This is a genomic window from Actinoplanes sp. TFC3, from assembly GCF_001553785.1.
Taxonomy (GTDB): domain Bacteria; phylum Actinomycetota; class Actinomycetes; order Mycobacteriales; family Micromonosporaceae; genus Actinoplanes.
Genome location: NZ_LOJP01000014.1, coordinates 118,340 through 134,593 on the forward strand (window position 1 = coordinate 118,340; position 16,254 = coordinate 134,593).

General features: G+C 72.3%; 15 protein-coding genes. 8 read left to right on the forward strand and 7 right to left on the reverse strand.

Annotated features, from left to right (window positions below; translation table 11 throughout):
- The first annotated feature begins 1 nt into the window (after position 1).
- Positions 2-802 (forward strand): DNA-formamidopyrimidine glycosylase family protein, encoded by an 801-nt coding sequence (locus TFC3_RS34220; RefSeq protein ID WP_067510442.1) that lies wholly within the window; start codon positions 2-4, stop codon positions 800-802.
- Between the two features lie 53 nt (positions 803-855).
- Here the strand turns inward: TFC3_RS34220 and TFC3_RS34215 are convergent, their stop codons facing one another.
- Both TFC3_RS34215 and TFC3_RS34210 read right to left on the reverse strand, forming a co-directional pair.
- Entirely contained in the window at positions 856-2,412 is a 1,557-nt protein-coding gene (locus tag TFC3_RS34215; RefSeq protein WP_067510499.1) for an ATP-binding protein, read from the reverse strand.
- A gap of 98 nt (positions 2,413-2,510) precedes the next feature.
- Complete coding sequence (locus tag TFC3_RS34210) at positions 2,511-3,407, reverse strand: SDR family oxidoreductase (protein WP_067510439.1); 897 nt, start codon at positions 3,405-3,407, stop codon at positions 2,511-2,513.
- A 105-nt stretch (positions 3,408-3,512) separates the two neighbouring features.
- Here TFC3_RS34210 and TFC3_RS34205 point away from each other — a divergent pair, with 105 nt between their 5' ends.
- Positions 3,513-4,073 carry a TetR family transcriptional regulator gene (locus TFC3_RS34205; protein ID WP_067510438.1) on the forward strand — a complete coding sequence of 187 codons (561 nt, stop codon included), beginning with the start codon at positions 3,513-3,515 and terminating at the stop codon, positions 4,071-4,073.
- 138 nt (positions 4,074-4,211) lie between these two features.
- On the forward strand, positions 4,212-4,970 hold the full coding sequence (locus tag TFC3_RS34200) for a S9 family peptidase (protein ID WP_067510436.1): 759 nt from the start codon (positions 4,212-4,214) through the stop codon (positions 4,968-4,970).
- On the opposite strand, the gene TFC3_RS40130 is transcribed toward TFC3_RS34200, so the two are convergent.
- From TFC3_RS40130 to TFC3_RS34180, 5 genes are all read right to left on the reverse strand, one after another.
- The gene (locus TFC3_RS40130; protein ID WP_255363823.1) at positions 4,942-5,073 is read right to left on the reverse strand and encodes a hypothetical protein; all 132 of its coding nucleotides are present in this window, start codon (positions 5,071-5,073) and stop codon (positions 4,942-4,944) included. The two genes, TFC3_RS34200 and TFC3_RS40130, sit on opposite strands and share 29 nt — an antisense overlap.
- A gap of 29 nt (positions 5,074-5,102) precedes the next feature.
- A complete protein-coding gene (locus tag TFC3_RS34195) occupies positions 5,103-5,819 on the reverse strand; it encodes a GGDEF domain-containing protein (RefSeq protein ID WP_067510434.1) in 717 nt (238 codons plus the stop codon).
- A gap of 33 nt (positions 5,820-5,852) precedes the next feature.
- Positions 5,853-6,572: a hypothetical protein gene (locus tag TFC3_RS34190; RefSeq protein ID WP_067510432.1), complete on the reverse strand. Its 720-nt coding sequence runs from the start codon at positions 6,570-6,572 to the stop codon at positions 5,853-5,855.
- Between the two features lie 70 nt (positions 6,573-6,642).
- A complete protein-coding gene (locus TFC3_RS34185) occupies positions 6,643-7,194 on the reverse strand; it encodes a hypothetical protein (RefSeq protein ID WP_153040632.1) in 552 nt (183 codons plus the stop codon).
- Positions 7,195-7,229: 35 nt separating this feature from the next.
- On the reverse strand, positions 7,230-8,387 hold the full coding sequence (locus TFC3_RS34180) for an LCP family protein (RefSeq protein ID WP_067510428.1): 1,158 nt from the start codon (positions 8,385-8,387) through the stop codon (positions 7,230-7,232).
- A gap of 257 nt (positions 8,388-8,644) precedes the next feature.
- On the opposite strand from TFC3_RS34180, the gene TFC3_RS38930 reads away from it, so the two are divergent.
- The 5 genes from TFC3_RS38930 to TFC3_RS34160 are packed head-to-tail and all read left to right on the forward strand — an operon-like array spanning position 8,645 to position 16,237.
- Complete coding sequence (locus TFC3_RS38930; RefSeq protein ID WP_201787316.1) at positions 8,645-8,809, forward strand: hypothetical protein; 165 nt, start codon at positions 8,645-8,647, stop codon at positions 8,807-8,809.
- 37 nt (positions 8,810-8,846) lie between these two features.
- Positions 8,847-11,972 carry an ABC transporter permease gene (locus TFC3_RS34175; RefSeq protein ID WP_067510501.1) on the forward strand — a complete coding sequence of 1,042 codons (3,126 nt, stop codon included), beginning with the start codon at positions 8,847-8,849 and terminating at the stop codon, positions 11,970-11,972.
- The gene (locus tag TFC3_RS38390; protein WP_067510503.1) at positions 11,969-14,632 is read left to right on the forward strand and encodes an FtsX-like permease family protein; all 2,664 of its coding nucleotides are present in this window, start codon (positions 11,969-11,971) and stop codon (positions 14,630-14,632) included. The genes TFC3_RS34175 and TFC3_RS38390 overlap by 4 nt, the downstream gene beginning before the upstream one ends.
- Positions 14,632-15,567 carry an ABC transporter ATP-binding protein gene (locus TFC3_RS34165; RefSeq protein ID WP_082772766.1) on the forward strand — a complete coding sequence of 312 codons (936 nt, stop codon included), beginning with the start codon at positions 14,632-14,634 and terminating at the stop codon, positions 15,565-15,567. The genes TFC3_RS38390 and TFC3_RS34165 overlap by 1 nt, the downstream gene beginning before the upstream one ends.
- Complete coding sequence (locus tag TFC3_RS34160; protein ID WP_067510422.1) at positions 15,560-16,237, forward strand: ABC transporter ATP-binding protein; 678 nt, start codon at positions 15,560-15,562, stop codon at positions 16,235-16,237. Before TFC3_RS34165 ends, TFC3_RS34160 begins: the two co-directional genes overlap by 8 nt.
- The last annotated feature ends 17 nt before the right edge of the window (positions 16,238-16,254 follow it).

Consider the following 16,254-nt stretch of genomic DNA (forward strand, 5'->3'; position numbering starts at 1 on the left):
CGTGGCGGAGGGCGACTCGATCAGGCGTCTCGCCACCCGCCTGCACACCACGTTCGCCGGCGCGCCGGTGCTCGACAGCGAGTACCGGCGCGGTGGTGAGGTGCCGGTGCGCTTCGCCGGCGACACGCTCACCGAGGTCGCGGCGGTGGGTAAGCACCTGCTGATGCGTTTCGCCAGCGGCCGTACGCTGCACAGCCATCTGCGCATGCAGGGTTCCTGGCGCACCCACCGCCCGGCGTGGCGCCCCCGGCCGGTAGCCGATCGGCTCGGTGCCTGGCTGGATCTGGGCGAGCGGGGGGTGCTCGCGGCGCACGACATGCCGGTGCTGGAGGTCGTCGCAACCACGCGCGAGCACACGGTGATCGGCCATCTCGGCCCGGACATCCTGGCCGCCGACTGGGCGGAGCGGATCGGCGAGGCGGTGGCGAACGTGGCGGCAGCCCCGGACCTGCCCATCCGGCAGGCGCTGATGGATCAGCGCAACCTCTGCGGGATCGGCAACCTGTGGGCGGTCGAGTCGCTGTTCATCGGGGGGATTCATCCGTACGCCCGCAGCGGCGCCATCGACATTGCGGCAACGCTCGACCGGGCGCACCGCATGATGCTGCTCGGCCTGCGCAACGCCACCCAGTCGACCACCGGGGATCTGCGCCGCGGCCGTACGCACTGGGTGTACGGGCGATACCGCCGGCCCTGCCTGCGCTGCGGCACCCCCGTCGCGTTCCGGGCCGCCGGTGCCGACCCGTACGACCGGGAAACGTGGTGGTGCCCGCACTGCCAGAGCACGCGCAGGCAGGTGTGAATGGCTGACCCGAAACGGGGGACTGCAGCCAGGACACCTGCGCCGACGGTGAATTATTCTTCCAGCACCGGCAAGGTGATGCGAAAACAGGCGCCCTCCTCGACCCTGGTGTCCAGCGTGACCGTGCCGCCGTGGTATTCGACGATCTTCTTCACGATGGCCAGTCCGATGCCCGTGCCCTCATAGGCCTCGCGCGGGTGCAGACGCTGGAAGATGACGAAGACCTTGTCGGCAAATTCCGGTTCGATGCCGATGCCGTTATCCCGTACGGTCACAGCCCAGTGGTCGTCCTCGCGAACGCCGGTGACGCTGATTTTCGGCGGCACCCCGGGGCGGCGGAACTTGAGCGAGTTGCCGATCAGGTTGGTGAACAGCGTGGTCAGCAACGGCTCCTCGCCGCGTACCGTGGGCAGGCCCGACCAGCTGATCTCGGCATCCGCACCGGCGCGTTCCTCCAGTTGCGAGCGTACCTGGGTGAGCACGCGGCCGAGGTCCACGGCGGTGAAGCCGGTGGTGAGCCGGCCGATGCGGGAGAACGCCAGCAGGTCGTTGATCAGCCGTTGCATGCGTTCGGCCCCGTCCACGGCGAACGCGATGTACTGGTCGGCGCGTGCGTCGAGCTGGCCGGCGTACCGGCGTTGCAGGAGCTGGCAGAAACTTGCGACCTTGCGCAACGGCTCCTGCAAGTCGTGCGAGGCGACGTACGCGAATTGCTCAAGATCGCGGTTGGAGCGGGTCAGCTCCTCGGCCTGCACCTTGAGCTGCGCGTTGCCCCACTCGATCTGCGCCCGCGCTTGCTGCACCTCGCGCAGCTCAGCGGCGATCTTGCGCCGCATGGCGTCGACGTCGCGGGCCAAAGCGCGGAACTCCGGCGAGCCGCGCCCGGTGATGTCGTGGTCGTAGTCCCCGGCGGCCACCGTGCGGATCTGGCCGGCCAGGTGCAGCACCGGCCGGTTGACCAGCCGGTCGAGCAGCACCATCAGCGCCGCCCCGGCCAGGGCGACGGCCGCCGCCGCAAGAAGTTCCAGCGCGACCAGCGACCCGCCGGTGTCCTTGGCACGTTGCACCGCAGCGTTGCGCACGGTCGAGATGTCGCCCTGCAGTTGCGCGACGGCGGCGCGGACAGCGTCGAACTGCTGGGTGCTGGAAGCGCCGGGAAGTGCTTGCCCCGCTTGCGGTCCACCGCTGCGCACCGCCGCGATGACCGGCTCGGCGACGGTGGTGCGCCACTGGGTGGACCGCTGCCGGACCAGGTCGAGGTCGGCCGTGACCGCCTTGTCGCTGCGGCCACTGGCGTTCAAGGTGGCGATCTGGTCCAGCAGCTGGGTCTCGGCTGCGCGGCCGCGGTCGTACGGGGAGAGGTTGTCCTGTCTGCCGCTGAGCAGGAACCCGCGCATCCCGGTCTCCTGGTCCACGAAGGCCGCGTCCAGGCTCTGCCCCGCCGTGCGCATCGGGCCGGTCTTGTTGACCAGCACGTCGATGCGCCCGCTGCTGTCCTCGGCGATCAGCGCCGCCGCGACGCTGAGCGCGACCAGCAGCAGGCTCAGCCCCCCGCAGATGGCCATGACGCGGCTGCGCAAGGTCCACGAACGAAAACGCGTCGCGGGCATGACCGGCTCCCCAGGTGTGCGGACGAGGTCATGAGTATCCACAACGCCGCAAACCGGCCGCTGGGCGGGATTGCTCGTCAAGGTCGCGCGGCGCCAGGTCAGGACCGGGTGTACGCACCCGCCTCGATGTCCTCGATCAGCGTCGGGCCGCTCGGGTGCCAGGAGAGCGACTCCCTCGTGGCGATGCTGGTGGCCTGCATGTCCATGGCGAAGAACCGGCCGATGAAACCGAAGTGCTCGACCGCGTCCTGCGGCGCCACCGAGGTGACCGGCAGGCCCAGCGTGCGCCCGATGGCCTCGGCGATCTCGCGGGTGGGGATGCCCGGCTCGGCCGCAGCGTGCGGGCGGGTGCCGGCCGGGGCATGCTCCAGGCCGAGGCGCACCAGGCGGGCGGCGTCCGAGCGGTGCACGGCGGACCAGGCGTTGGTGCCCTCACCGATGTACGCCGAGACGCCGTGCTTGCGGGCCGCGGCCACGATCAGCGCGATGAAGCCGTGGTCGCCGGTGCCGTGCACGGTCGGGGCGAAACGGGCGGCGATGGTGCGCACGCCGCGCGAGACGGAGTCCAGGGCCAGGTTCTCCCCGCCGCCGCGCGCTGATTCCGGGCCGGTGAACGGCGACGGATCCTGCTCGGTCGACGGACGCCCCTCGCTGAGCCCGGCCAGGCCGGAGGCGAGAACGAACGGGCGGTTGGTGCCGGCCAGCGCCTCGGTGAAGGTCTCCACGGCGGCGCGCTCGGCGCGGTTGGACTCGGCCGGGTTGGCGAAGTCGTGCTTGTTGGCCAGGTGGATGACCGCGTCGGCCTCGGTGGCGCCGCGGCGCAGGGCCTCCAGATCGTCGAGGTCGGCTTGCAGCACGGTGGCGTGCTGGGCCTTGAGCGCCGCGGCGCCCTTGTCGGAGCGAGCCAGCCCGACGACGTCGTGGCCGGCCGCGATGAGCTCGTCGACGGTGGCAGAGCCGATCCAGCCGGTGGCTCCGGTGACGAATACCCGCATGAGGGTGACCTCCTGATGTCAGTGACTGAAATCAGCGTACACCCTGATGTCAGAGTCTGACATCGGTAGTCTCCGGTCCGGACTCAGGCGTTTAGGATGGGGCCCATGGCTAGGTGGCAAGGTGGTGCGGACGCGCGCCTGGGGCAAGCGGCGCTGGAGTTGTTCGCCGACCGCGGGTTCGACGGCGTGACGGTCGCCGAGATCGCCGCCCGGGCCGGGCTGACCGAGCGCACCTTCTTCCGCTACTTCACCGACAAACGCGAAGTGCTCTTCTCCGGGCAGGCCGACTTTCAGAACGCGTTCCTCGACCAGCTCGGCAACACCGGTGACCCGATGGCCATGGTCGAGCGGGCTCTCGACGGCGCGGCCACCCTGTTCCCCGAGGAGCGCCGCGCCTGGTCCCGCGCGCGGCAAGGTGTCATCGACGCGGACGAGGCCTTCCAGGAACGCGAGCGGCACAAGCTGTCCTCGGTCGCGGCTGCCCTGACGACGGCCCTGACCGAGCGCGGGATCGACCCGGTGACAGCGGCGCTGGCGGCCGAGAGCGGTGTGACGGTGTTCCGTACGGCCTTCATCGCCTGGCTCACCGAGGGGGAGCAGCGGCCATTCGCCGAGATTCAGCGCGCGGTGTTCGAGAAGCTGGTCGCGCTGACATCCGGCCGCTGAGCGCCGCACGCCGGTGCTACGGTGTCGGCCTACTCGAGGAGGTGAACCCCGTGAACGTCGTAACCATGTGGGTGCCTCCTCGCGTTGCCCAGCCTGGGAGCTGAGCCGGGGGCGCCCCGTTCTCGAAGGGCCACACCTGTGCAGACACTGCGATTCACCGCCGAGTCCTCGTTGGACGCCATCATCGAGCGGGACTTCACCCTCGGATCGATTCCCGGCGTGCTGTGGTCGCCGCCCTCGGCTGCCGGCCGGGCACCGCTGGTGCTGATGGGCCACGGCGGCGGCACCCACAAGAAGGCCCCGGCCATGAGCGGGCGGGCGCGGCTGCTGGTGGCCGGGTGCGGCTTGCATGTTGCCGTCATCGACGCCCCCGGCCACGGCGACCGGACGCGCTCGGAGCACGACGAGAAAGAGATCGCCGAGCTGTTCCGGGCTCGGGCGGCAGGGGAGCCGGAGGGCCCGATCGTGGTGCGCTACAACACTTGTCTGGCCACTCTGGCCGTACCCGAATGGCATGCAGTCCTGGACGCTCTGCTCTGCTGGCTGGGCGGGGAACGGCGGGTCGGGTACTTCGGGTTGAACATGGCCACCGCTATCGGGGTGCCGTTTGTGGCCTCCGAACCGCGCATCTCGGCGGCTGTCTTCGGGCAGCACTGGCCTGACGCGTTAGCCGAGACAGCCCGGCGGATCACCGTGCCGATCGAGTACGTGATGCAGTGGGACGACGAGCACATCCCTCGCTCCTCGGCGCTGGAGCTGTTCGACGCCTTCGGTTCACCGGAGAAAACGCTGCATGCCAATGCGGGACGGCACAAGGACTTACCGCGCTTCGAGGCCGAAAGCGCGGTCCGGTTCTTCGCCCGGCACCTCAGCGCGCCCCCTCCATCAGCCGGCTGATCGGGCGCACCGCCGTGCCCAGCGCGACCGACAGCGACAGGTCGACCGGGGGCAGCAGCAGCTCGGCGAGGCTGGCGCTGGCACAGGCGGGTTGCGCAGTCATGGGCGTCGACTGACCGCCGCGCCCGGTGGTCAAACCGCCGAGGCCACCTGGTCGCGTCCGGCGTGCTTGGCGGCGTACAGGGCACGGTCGGCGGCCAGCACCAGGTCGTCCACGCTCAGGCAGGGATCCGGGATGCCGGCCAGGCCCACCGACACCGTGACGGTGCGCAGCCGCCCCGGACCCACGGCGATCGGGGCGGCGGCAATGCCCCGGCGGACCCGCTCACCGACCAGGCGGGCCTCGGTCAGGTCGGTGCCGGGCAGCACAACCGCGAACTCCTCGCCGCCGTAGCGCGCCACCAGATCCCCGGGCCGCACGAGCCGGCGCAGGCGATCAGCCACCTCCATGAGCACCTGGTCGCCGACGCTGTGGCCGTACGTGTCGTTGACGGTCTTGAAGTGATCGACGTCCAGCAGCAGCATCGCGACCGGCGCGCCCGAGCGCACCGAACGGGCGGTCTCGGTGTGCAGGGCCTGCGTGAGGTAACCGCGGCTGCGCAGCCCGGTAAGGCCGTCGGTGATCGCCGCGATCCGCTGGGCCTGCACGAGACCGGCCATGCGGGCGAGCACGAGCAGGAACAGCAGCGCGCACACGATGGTGCCGGACAGGATCGGGGCCCCGGCGCCACGCAGATGCTGCACCAGCATGGTGCCGGGCGCCAGCAGCGCTGCGGCGGCGAGCAGAGCCAGCCGCCCCGGGGTGGCGTCCGGGGTCATCACCGGGCTCGGCGCGATCATCGTGGTCATGGACGGGTGCAGCAGGCCCGCGGCGAGAATGAACTAGGCGGCCATCCAGATCGCGTCCACATAGGTCGCTACCATGTACGAGCCGCTGAGCGCCTGCACGCTGTAGGTGATGTCGGCGACCAGGGTGAGGGCGAGGCAGGTGCCCACCGTGGCGAGCGACACCGTACGCGGCCCGGCCCCGATCAGCAGCCGGGCGCCCACCGCGATCAGCAGCAGGTCGCCGATCGGGTACGCCAGCGCGACCAGGGTGTCGCTGCGCTCGCCGCCGGCCGCCAGCGTGGGCGAGATGACCAGCGCGTACACCAGGAAACCGGCGCCTACCGCGACGATGGCGGTGTCCACCAGCCCGGCCAGATCCCAGCCCGGGGTGCGCCGGCGCACGAGCACGACGAGCCCGGCGGCCAGCAGCAGGTACGTGGTCAGGTAGGCCAGGTCGGACAGGTTGAGGTAGGTGACGCGCTCGGTGGTCAGCGTGGTGATCCAGAACATCAGGTCACCGATCACCCCGGTCACCGCGCCGGCGGCGATGAGCAGCAGCCCGCCGCGGACCTGCAGGTGCCGGCGCGCGGCCAGCAGCGCGGCGACGGCCATGCTCGCGTCCGCGCTGGCGTACATCATGGCCTGCTCGGGTTCCCAGCCCGGACCGTGCGAGAGCAGCGCGTAGTACAAAGCGATGGTGACGGGCGCCGCGACCAGGAACCACTGCCAGCCGGCCAGGCGCCGGGGCAGGGCGAGGACGTCGGATCTGCTCATGGCCTCCAGCGTGGGGCCGGAGGGGGTCTCACAACGGTCCGGGACGGGTGCGAATCAGGTGTGCGGGCAGCTACCGGATCCAGCGGTAACGGTAGGGCTGGTACGCGCTACGCACCGCCGCGATCGTCACGACTTTGCGGCGCATGTCGTAGCGGCGGCTGCTCTGCTCGATGACCCACAGCCGGGTGCGGGCCGGGTTCGCCCAGGCCTGCACCAGCTGCACGTGCTCCTGCGAGCGGTCGCGGGGCACCAGGTGCAGCAGCGCGTCGCCGCGGCGCACGTCGGCCCAGCGGACCCGGTTCGCCACCGCCGGGATCTCCCAGGTGACCAGAGCGCGGCCCAGACCGGGTGCGGCCGGGTCGATCGCCCAGGCCATCGACACCATGCCGGAGCAGTCGGGGCGGTAGCGCCGGCCGCGGTTGACGTCCCAGCGCGCGTCGGCGTTGCTCTGCGAGTACTGGATGCCGCGCCGCAGCCAGTCGGCGGCGCGGGCGATGACCTGGTTGCGGGTGATCGTCCCGCCGTAGTGCACGGCCGCCGCGGCTGCGGGTGGCGGGGCCGCCAGCACGGCGCCGGCGGTGGCCAGGGTCAGGATCCAGGACAGGCGATGTCGTACGGGCATGCCTGTCAGCATGTCGCGCCGGGCCCGGCGGTGGGTCAGCTTTGCGTGATCCAATCCGGATGGGCCTGCAGGAAGGTGGCCACGGTGTCCTTCTTGACCGAGCGCAGCAGGTCCATGGTGTCGTCGCTGAGGATCTCGACGTCGCCCAGGCCCGCGATCGAGTCGGAGTTGAAGGTGCCGGCGTTGGTCTTGATGGTGACCAGGTCGTCGGGGTTGGTGTTCTTCATCGCGAATGCCCAGTCCTCCAGCGGGATCCCGCCGCCGTCGACGGTCATGGTCTTGCCGATCGCCGACAGCAGGCTGGGCAGCTTGGTCGGCTGGTTGAAGCCCGACTTGACCGCCTGCTTGAGGATCGCCTTGAGCAGCTGCTGCTGGTGGCGCTGGCGGCCGTAGTCGGAGTCCTTGTTGGCCAGCAGATCACGCTGGCGGGCGTAGTCGTGCGCCTCGACCGGGGTGAAGCAGTGGTCGCCCTTCTTGTAGAAGTTGGCGGTCACCCCCGGCACCTTGCGCGGGTGCAGCCCGGCCGAGTCGGTGGTGTACGGCACCGCCTGCTTGCCGTCGGCGGTGTGCCCCACGTGGATCGACGTGACGTCCTCGTCGACGTACATGCAGACCTGGCCCAGGACGTTCACCACATCCTTGAAGCCGGTGAAGTCGATGATCGCGCCCGCGTCGGGGGTGATGCCGGTCAGCTTCTGCACGGTCAGGGTGAGCAGCTCGAAGCCGTGCGCCTCAGCCGCGGCGCCTTCCAGGCCACGGCTGCCGTACGCGAACGCTGAATTGATCTTGTTGTGCCCGCCGGCGTATTTCTGCTTGCCGTTGTCGTAGGCCGGGATCTCGACGTAGCTGTCGCGCGGCAGTGACACCAGATAGACCGGTGAATGGTCGGCCGGCAGGTGCAGCAGGATGATCGAGTCCGACCGGCTCGGTTCTTTGTTCTTCCAGCTCGGCCGGGTGTCCAGCCCGACCAGCAGAATGTTCTTGGCGCCCTTGACGTCGGCGTGCTGGCGCTCGACGGCGGGATTCTGCGGCAGCAGGGGCGTCTCGTTGACCGCGCCGGTCGCCGAACTCAGCACCACGTTGGCAGCGACGATCGAGCCGCCGCTGGCCACCACCAGCACGACACCCAGGCCGACGAGCCACCGCGCCCACAGGGGCGAGCGGCGGCGTTTGGAACGCGCGGTCTTGCTCACGGTGTTCCCTTCGGCAGACGGGCCGACCCTCTGAAGATTGCAGCTGATCGGAGGAGTCGCGCGGCGGCGAATGCTAGCTGACGACTCTGAGCATCATGATCGGCGGCAGCAAGCGGCGGAAACGGCCTTTTATCAGTCAATTCGGCGGCTGGCAGGCCGACACAGACGGGCGATTCGGGCGCGAAGATTCACAGTTGTGACTTGCATCTCTGTCCGGAAATTCGAACCGGTCGCCGGGCCGCGTTCGTACCTGGGGCATGGGGAACGCGCCGGAGCCGGGCGGCGAACACGCCGAGCTGAGCGAAGCCATGCTGCTGGACGGCCCACCCGAGGGCGCCGACCTGCTGCTGCAGCGCACGCTGCGCCGCATCCGCTCCGAGCGGCGAGGCGTTGATCCACCGCGATCTCCGCGGCCTCTATAGTCCTTGCGGCGGGACGGGGCCGGGAGGGCGCGGGGTCATGAGTCTGCTCATACGACGGGCCGGTGCAGCACGATCCCTGCTGGCTGCCGCCGGTGCCCTGGCCCTGATCGCGACCCTGCTGCTCACCGGGCTCGTAGCCTACAGCCGTGAGGTCGTGCGCGCCGGCGCGGCCAGCACCCTGGCCGCCTCGGCTCCCCCCGAACGCGCCGTGCTGGTCCGCGGCTCCGCCGGACGCGACCCGGCCGACCTGGATCGCCGCGACGCCGCCGTGCGCCAGCGCTTCGCCGCCGGTCTGGGCGGGCGCGACGTCGCCGTCTCCGCCGCCGGATACGCCACCGGCCGCGCGTTCTCCGGCCCCACCGGCGACGCCGTGCCCGACTCCGGCGGCGTGGTCTACGCCTCGGTCATGTTCCTCGGCGACCTGAGCGCCCACGCGGTGCTCACCGACGGCGCCTGGCCCGAACCCGGCGCGCAGCAACCGCAGACCGCGGTGGGCGCCGGGGTGGCCCGCGCGCTCGGCCTGGCCGTCGGCGACCGGGTGCCGGTGGTCAACCGCATCAACCAGAAGGTCACCACGCTGCGGGTCAGCGGCATCTGGCGCCCGCACGAGGCCGCCGACCCCTACTTCCAGCTGGCCCCCGACGTGGTCGCCGGGGTGGCACCGAGCTCTGCCACGTACGGGCCGCTGGTAGTGGACCGGGCCGACTTCGCCCGCTCCTTCGCCGGCAACGCCTCGGCCGCCTGGCTCGCCGCTGTCGACCTGAGCGGCGCCGGGGTGACCCAGGTCCGCCGGGCAGCCGACGCCGCCGCCGCCGAACGCGCGGAGCTACCCGCCAAGAGCGGGCTGGGCACCTCGGCCGTGGTCGACACCGGGCTGAGCGGGCTGATCGACCGGCTTGAACGCGCCGACCTGGTGGGCCGCTCCGCACTGGTCACCCCGGTGCTGCTGGTCGCCGTGCTCAGCGGGCTGGCTCTGGTGCTCATCGCCGCGCTGCTCACCGAGCACCGCCGCGCCGAGTCCGCGCTGCTGCGCGCCCGCGGGGCGACCTCCCGCCAGCTCGCCGGGCTGACCGCCGCCGAGGCCCTGGCCGTCGTGGCGCCCGCCGGGCTCATCGCCGCACCGCTTGCCGCCGCCGCCGTGCACCTGGCGGGGCAGCGGCGCTGGTTCGGGCTCACCGAACCCTCCGGGTGGCAGCCCGGCCCGCTGCTCTGGATTGTCGCTGCACTGGCCGCGATCGGGTGCGCCGCCGCCATCACCGTGCCCGTGCTGCGCGGTGGCACCTACGTCGAGGACCTGCAGGCGCGCTCACGGCCCAACCGCCGCGCGGCGCTGCAGCGGGCCGGAGCCGACGTGCTGCTGATCGCGCTGGCCGTGCTCGGCTGGCTGCAGCTGCGCCGCTACGCCTCCCCGCTGTCCGGCGGCCCCAGCGGCGGGCTGGGCATCGACCCGCTGCTGGCTGCGGCGCCTACCCTCGCCATCCTCGCCGGGGCCACGCTCGCGCTGCGGCTGCTGGCCCCCGCCGCGCGGCTGACCGAGCGGCGACTAACCGGCGGTCAGCGCTTCGCGCCGCTGTTCGGCATGTGGCAGGCCGGTCGCCGCCCGCACGCCGGTCCGGTGCTGCTGCTCGCGCTGGCCGTGGCGGCCAGCACTGTCGGCTGGTGCCTGGCCGGGACGGCGAGCCGCTCGGTCAGCGATCAGGCCGACCACGGCGTTGGCGCGGACCTGCGGCTCACTGAGATCTCCGGCGCCGCCCCGGCCGGGCGAGCACAGCGGCTGGCCGCGCTGTCCGGGGTCACCGACGTGCGGCGCGGCTGGCGCGAAAGCGTGCAGGCAAGCATCGGCGAGAGCGCCGCCGACCTGATCGCCATCGACGGCATCGCAGCCGGGGGCAGCGTGCAGATCCGCTCCGATTTGTACGGCGGCGGCGCGAAAGCCCTCAGCACGGTGCTGACCGGGGCCCGGCCCGACGTGTCGCTGGACGCGCTGCCCGCCGGCACCCGGCTGACCGGCCGGGCCGAGGTCATCGGCTCGATGGGAGTCCCCACGATCACCGCCATCGTCGTCGACAGCACCGGCGAGGCGATCCGCATCCCCCTGAGCCCGGGCCGCTTCACCGCGGCCCTGCCCGGCGACGGCACCGGGCTGCGCCTGGCCGGGTTCGTGGCCGACGCCGACGCGTCCTATGTGGCAACCACCATCGAGTTGCGGCTGTCCCAGCTCGCGATCGACGGTAAGGCGCTGCCGCTGGGTGACAAGTGGGCGCTGATGAGCGTCGGGCAGCAACCCGACTCGGTGGTCGTCAGCGGCGCGGCGATCGGCGCCACCGTGCCGGCCGGGGGCCTGGGCCGCGCCAAGGTCACCATCGTGCGGCCGGTGAAGGTGCCACCGGTGCCCATCGTGGCCACCCCCGGCGCCCAGCAGCGCCTGCACCTGAGCGGCGACCGGCCGGTGACCATGCGCATCGGCGGCGCCGACGTGCCGGTGCGCCTGGCCGGCAGCATCGTGGCGGTGCCCGGCTCCGACGACCCCGCCGCGGTGCTGGCCGACCTGCCGACCCTGCAGGCGTACCTGCTGTATCAGGCCGGGATCGTGCACGAGACCCAGGAATGGTGGCTGTCCGTGCCGGCGAGCACCCACACCCAAGCGGCCATGCAGGCCCTGCGGCTCGGCGGGCTGCAGGTGAACGACCGCCGGGAACAGGCGGCGGCCTCGGCTGTGGACTCGTACGGGGTGGGCGGGCGCACCGCGCTGTTCGCCGCCGCGATCGGGGCGCTGCTGCTGGCCGCGGCGGGCGTGCTCGTCGACGTGCGCACCACCACCCGCCGGCGCATCAGCGAGCTGGCCGTGCTGCACACCCTGGGCGCCGGGCCGCGGCTGCTGGCCCGCTCGCTGATGACCGAGCAGGCGTTCCTGGCCGGGACCGGGGTGCTGGCCGGGCTCGCGGTCGGCATCGGGGTGGCCGCGGCGATGGCCCCGCTGATGATCCTCACCCCGCAGGCATCGCGCCCGGTGCCACCGCCGTACCTGGTTGTGGACTGGGTGCGGGCTGGCGGGACCGCGTTGCTGTTGTTCGTGCTCGCCGCAGGGCTCAGCGCGCTGGCCGGGATCACGCTGCGGCGCCGGCTGGCCGCGGCCCGGCTGTACCTGGGAGCCGACAGATGAGCGCGGTGCTGCGCCGGATCCGGGCCTTCGGCGGGCATCTGGGCCTGCTGGCTGCGCTCGCGCTGGTGGCGGCGCTGCTGGTCGCCGGGGTGCCCCGGGTGGCCAACCACTACACCGATCAGGGGCTGCGCTCGGACCTGAGCCGATTGTCGTACCTCAACCGCGACATCGTGTTCGGTTCTGGCTACGACGCGAGCGACAAAAGCCTGCCCTCCGGGGGCGATGCGCTGCTGCCCAGCTACGAACACGACCTGCCCGACCCGCTGCCCGCGCTGGTCGAGGACCGCTGGTACACCGCAGACAGCGAAGTGCCCGGGCAGAACTTGAGCGGCCCGGCGCCGTACACCGGGGTGTGCCGCCCGTCGCTGCGGGTGCGCTACCAGAGCGGCGAGGCCGGGGCCGTACGCGTGGTCGAGGGCGCGGCACCGGTCAGTGACACCACCACCGTGCGAGCAATGGTGTCGCGCGCGGACGCCAAGCAGCTCGGGCTGAAGGTGGGCACCAAGCTGACCGCGGCCGGCACCACCACCGTGCTCATCAGCGGGCTGTTCGAGCCGCTCGACGACGACGCGCCGTACTGGGACACCCAGCGCGTCGAACGCATCGGCTGCCCGCAGGCCGACGACGGGATGACCTGGCAGGGCACCGTGCTCACCGACCTTGAGGGCAGCCGGCTGGCGGTCAAGCAGACCGAGCTGTTCGAGGGCCGGTGGCGCTACCGCCTGGATGTGGACCGCATCACCGCGCCCGGCCTCGACGCGCTGACCACCGCCGTCGTCGACGCCCGGCGCAACCCGCCCCAGGGCCGCACCCTGCGCTCCAATGCAGAACCAGCGCTGCTGGCCTTCGCCAAGGCCCAGTCCGGAGCGCAGGCCACCGTGGCGGTCGTCGAGTCCGGCCTGATCGCCACCGTGCTCGGGCTGATCCTGCTGGCCGCGCTGCTGATGGTCGAACGCCGCCGCGCCGAGTACGCCCTGCTGCGCGCCCGCGGTGCGATCGCCGGCACGGTGGCGCTGCGCACGCTCGCCGAAACCGTGCTGGTGGTCGCCCCGACCGTGCTGCTCGGCTGGCTGTTCTGTGCCCTGCTGCCCGGCCGCGCCGCCGGAAGCGAACCGGCGCTGATCGCTGCGTTGCTGCTGCTCGCCGTCGGGGTGGCTCCGCTGCTGGCCGCGCTGGTCGGGGGCACCGGCGGGCGCCGGCCCGGGCGGCCCGGGTCGCGCCGGCTCGCCGGTGAGGTGTTCGTGCTGCTGCTGGCCGGGCTCGGCGTGGTACTCGTGCGTCAGCGGGGGGTGCAGGACGGCGTGGACCCGTTCCTGTCGGTGGTGCCGGTGCTGCTGGGCGCGGCTGCGGCGCTGGCCGTCGTACGGCTGCTGCCCTGGCCCCTGCGCAAAGCCGGTCGGTTGGCGGCCCGCGCCCGGGGACTCGTCGCCTTCCTCGGGCTGGCCCGCGCCGGCCGCGGCACCCCGCTGTCCGCGGGCCCGGTCGCCGTGCTCATCGTCGCCGCGGCCACCGGCGTGTTCACCGTCGCGGTCAACTCCACCATCAGCGACGCCCGCGACCGGGCCACCGACCGCGCGGTCGGCGCCGACGCCCAGGTGACCGGGTTCGGCTTCGCCGCCGGCACCGACCGGCTGCTCACCCAGGTGCCCGGCGTGGATGCGGCCGTCCCGCTGCTGGCCGGCTCGGGCGCCCAGCTCACCGCAACCTCCGGGCGCCGCGCCCAGGCCCAGCTGGTGATCATCGACGGTGCCGCCGCGAACGACCTGCTGCGCCGCAGCGGCGTGACCGCCCGCATGCCCGGGTCGCTGGCCTCGGCCACCACCAGCGGCCCGATTCAGGCGGTCGTCTCCCCGGACGTCGCCGCCGACATCGGCGCCGGTGGCTCGGTGTCCGTGCAGGGCCGCAGCTACGAGTTCCGCGTCGCCGAGACCACCGCGGAGATCCCCGGCCTGGGAACCGGCACCCGACGGTTCATTGCGCTGCCGTGGCGCTCGGTGCCCGCGCCGGATTTCCAGCCGCTCGTGCCCACCCGCTACCTGCTCGCCGGGCACGACTTCGACAACGACGCGGTGCGCAAGGCGGCCGACGCCGGGCAGCGCGAGTACTACCTCGCCCTGCTGCGGCGCACCATCGACGCCGGCATCACCCAGGTCACCGATCAGCAGCTGCCCCGCCTGGCCGAGATCATCACCTGGGAGCAGCACCGCCAAGAGCTGGAGGACAGCGGTGTGAACGCGCTGCTGACCTTCGTCTTCCTGGCCGGGGCGGTGGGCTCAATCGTGCTGGCCCTGCTCGCCGTCGGGCTCGCGGTGCTGGCCGACGCCCCCGGGCGCGGGCAGGCGCTGTCGCGGCTGCGCACCCTCGGGCTGTCCGGGCGCCAGGGCCGCAACCTGCTGATCCTCGAACTGACCCCGCTGCTGGCGGTCGCCTTTCTGGCCGGTACGGCGGTGGGCTGGCTGCTGCCCCGGCTGATCGGCCCGGCGCTTGGGCTCGACGCGTTCACCGCCGGGGTCGCGCCGCGGGTGGCCGTCGACCCGTGGCTGGCCGTACAAGCCCTGGCGCTGCTGCTGGCCGGGCTTTCCACCGCCGTGCTCGTGGAGACCGCGGCGCACCGCCGGATGGGCCTGGGGGCCTCACTCCGCCTGGGAGAGGACATCTGATGACCGGACCGGATCTCGGCGAGCTGCAACGCCGGGCAGCCCAGCGGGCCGCGGCCCGGGCCGGGGGCACCGACCGGCTGCGCGGGCACATAGTCTGCGACGGGCTGGTGCGCATCTTCAAAACCGAAGGTGTCGAGGTGGTGGCGCTGCAGGGCCTCGACCTGGTCGTGGATCAGGGCGAGCTGCTGGCGATCGTGGGCGCCTCCGGCTCGGGCAAGTCGACGATGCTCAACATCCTGTCCGGGCTCGACGTGCCGACCGCCGGCATCGCCCGGGTGGCCGGCTTCGACCTGCTGACCATGACCTCGCGGCGCCGGCTGCGCTACCGCCGCAAGGTGGCCGGGTTCGTGTGGCAGCAGACCGGGCGCAACCTGCTGCCGTACCTGTCCGCCCGCGAGAACGTCGAGCTGCCGATGCGCCTGGCCGGGCGGGCCAGTCGCAAACGGGCCCTGGAACTGCTGGACATGACCGGGGTGGCGCACTGCGCCGACCGGCGGCCCAACCAGATGAGCGGCGGCGAGCAGCAGCGCACGGCGGTGGCGGTCGCGGTGGCCAACGACCCCGAGGTGCTGTTCGCCGACGAGCCGACCGGCGAGCTGGACGAGGCCACCGCCGCCGACGTGTTCGTCGCGCTGCGCACCATCAACGCCGAACTGGGCGTCACCATCGTGATCGTCACTCATGACCATGCGGTGTCGGGCCAGGTCCGGCGCACGGTCGCGATCCGTGACGGCCGCACCGCATCCGAGGTACGCCGCAGCGCCCGCACCGGCGCCGGCGGTGCCGAGGAAATCGTCTCCCAGGAGTACTCGGTGCTCGACCGGGCCGGGCGCATGCAGCTGCCGGCGGGCTTCGTGGACGCGCTGAGCCTCAAGGACCGGGTGCAGTTGACGCTGGAAACCGACCACGTGCAGGTGAGGCCGGGCGATGAGTGACACGCTGATCACAGTCAAGCAACTGAACCGCCACTACGGTACGGGGGACCGCGCCGTGCATGCCGTACGCGACGTGTCCTTCGAAACCGGGCGCGGGGAGCTCGTCGCCGTGCGAGGCCGCTCCGGCGCGGGCAAGACCACGCTGCTCAACCTGATCGGCGGGCTGGACCGCCCCAGCAGCGGCACCATCGAGGTCGACGGGCACGACGTATCCGGCGCGAGGGAGAACGACCTGCTGGGTCTGCGCCGCACCACCATCGGCTTCGTGTTCCAGTCCTTCGGGCTGATCCCGATCCTCAGCGCAGCCGAGAACATCAGCGTGCCGCTGCGCCTGGCCGCTCAGAACCCCGAGGAGCGCGAGGAACGGGTCAGCCTGCTGCTCGAACTGGTTGGGCTCGGCGCCCAGGCCAACCAGCGGCCGTACGAGATGTCCGGCGGTCAGCAGCAGCGCGTGGCGGTGGCCCGCGCCCTGGCCAACGACCCGCCGCTGCTGATCGCCGACGAACCCACCGGCCAGCTCGACTCCGAAACCGGGCGGGCCATCATGGACCTGCTCCGCGCGCTGGTCGACGCCCGCGGCATGACCGCCCTGGTGGCCACGCACGACCCCAGCCTGATGGACCGCGCCGACCGGGTTCTCACCCTGCGCGACGGGCGCCTCGAACCGTGAGGTAAAGTTCTGCACGC

Bases quoted from the DNA above. Each gene is read 5' to 3' on its own strand.
- TFC3_RS34205 (WP_067510438.1), top strand. From the start codon at position 3,513: ATGGCTAGGTGGCAAGGTGGTGCGGACGCGCGCCTGGGGCAAGCGGCG.
- TFC3_RS34160 (WP_067510422.1), top strand. From the start codon at position 15,560: ATGAGTGACACGCTGATCACAGTCAAGCAACTGAACCGCCACTACGGT.
- TFC3_RS34185 (WP_153040632.1), bottom strand. From the start codon at position 7,194: ATGCCCGTACGACATCGCCTGTCCTGGATCCTGACCCTGGCCACCGCC.
- TFC3_RS34215 (WP_067510499.1), bottom strand. From the start codon at position 2,412: ATGCCCGCGACGCGTTTTCGTTCGTGGACCTTGCGCAGCCGCGTCATG.
- TFC3_RS34165 (WP_082772766.1), top strand. From the start codon at position 14,632: ATGACCGGACCGGATCTCGGCGAGCTGCAACGCCGGGCAGCCCAGCGG.
- TFC3_RS38390 (WP_067510503.1), top strand. From the start codon at position 11,969: ATGAGCGCGGTGCTGCGCCGGATCCGGGCCTTCGGCGGGCATCTGGGC.
- TFC3_RS38930 (WP_201787316.1), top strand. From the start codon at position 8,645: ATGGGGAACGCGCCGGAGCCGGGCGGCGAACACGCCGAGCTGAGCGAA.
- TFC3_RS34190 (WP_067510432.1), bottom strand. From the start codon at position 6,572: ATGAGCAGATCCGACGTCCTCGCCCTGCCCCGGCGCCTGGCCGGCTGG.
- TFC3_RS34195 (WP_067510434.1), bottom strand. From the start codon at position 5,819: ATGACCACGATGATCGCGCCGAGCCCGGTGATGACCCCGGACGCCACC.
- TFC3_RS34175 (WP_067510501.1), top strand. From the start codon at position 8,847: ATGAGTCTGCTCATACGACGGGCCGGTGCAGCACGATCCCTGCTGGCT.
- TFC3_RS34210 (WP_067510439.1), bottom strand. From the start codon at position 3,407: ATGCGGGTATTCGTCACCGGAGCCACCGGCTGGATCGGCTCTGCCACC.
- TFC3_RS40130 (WP_255363823.1), bottom strand. From the start codon at position 5,073: ATGACTGCGCAACCCGCCTGTGCCAGCGCCAGCCTCGCCGAGCTGCTG.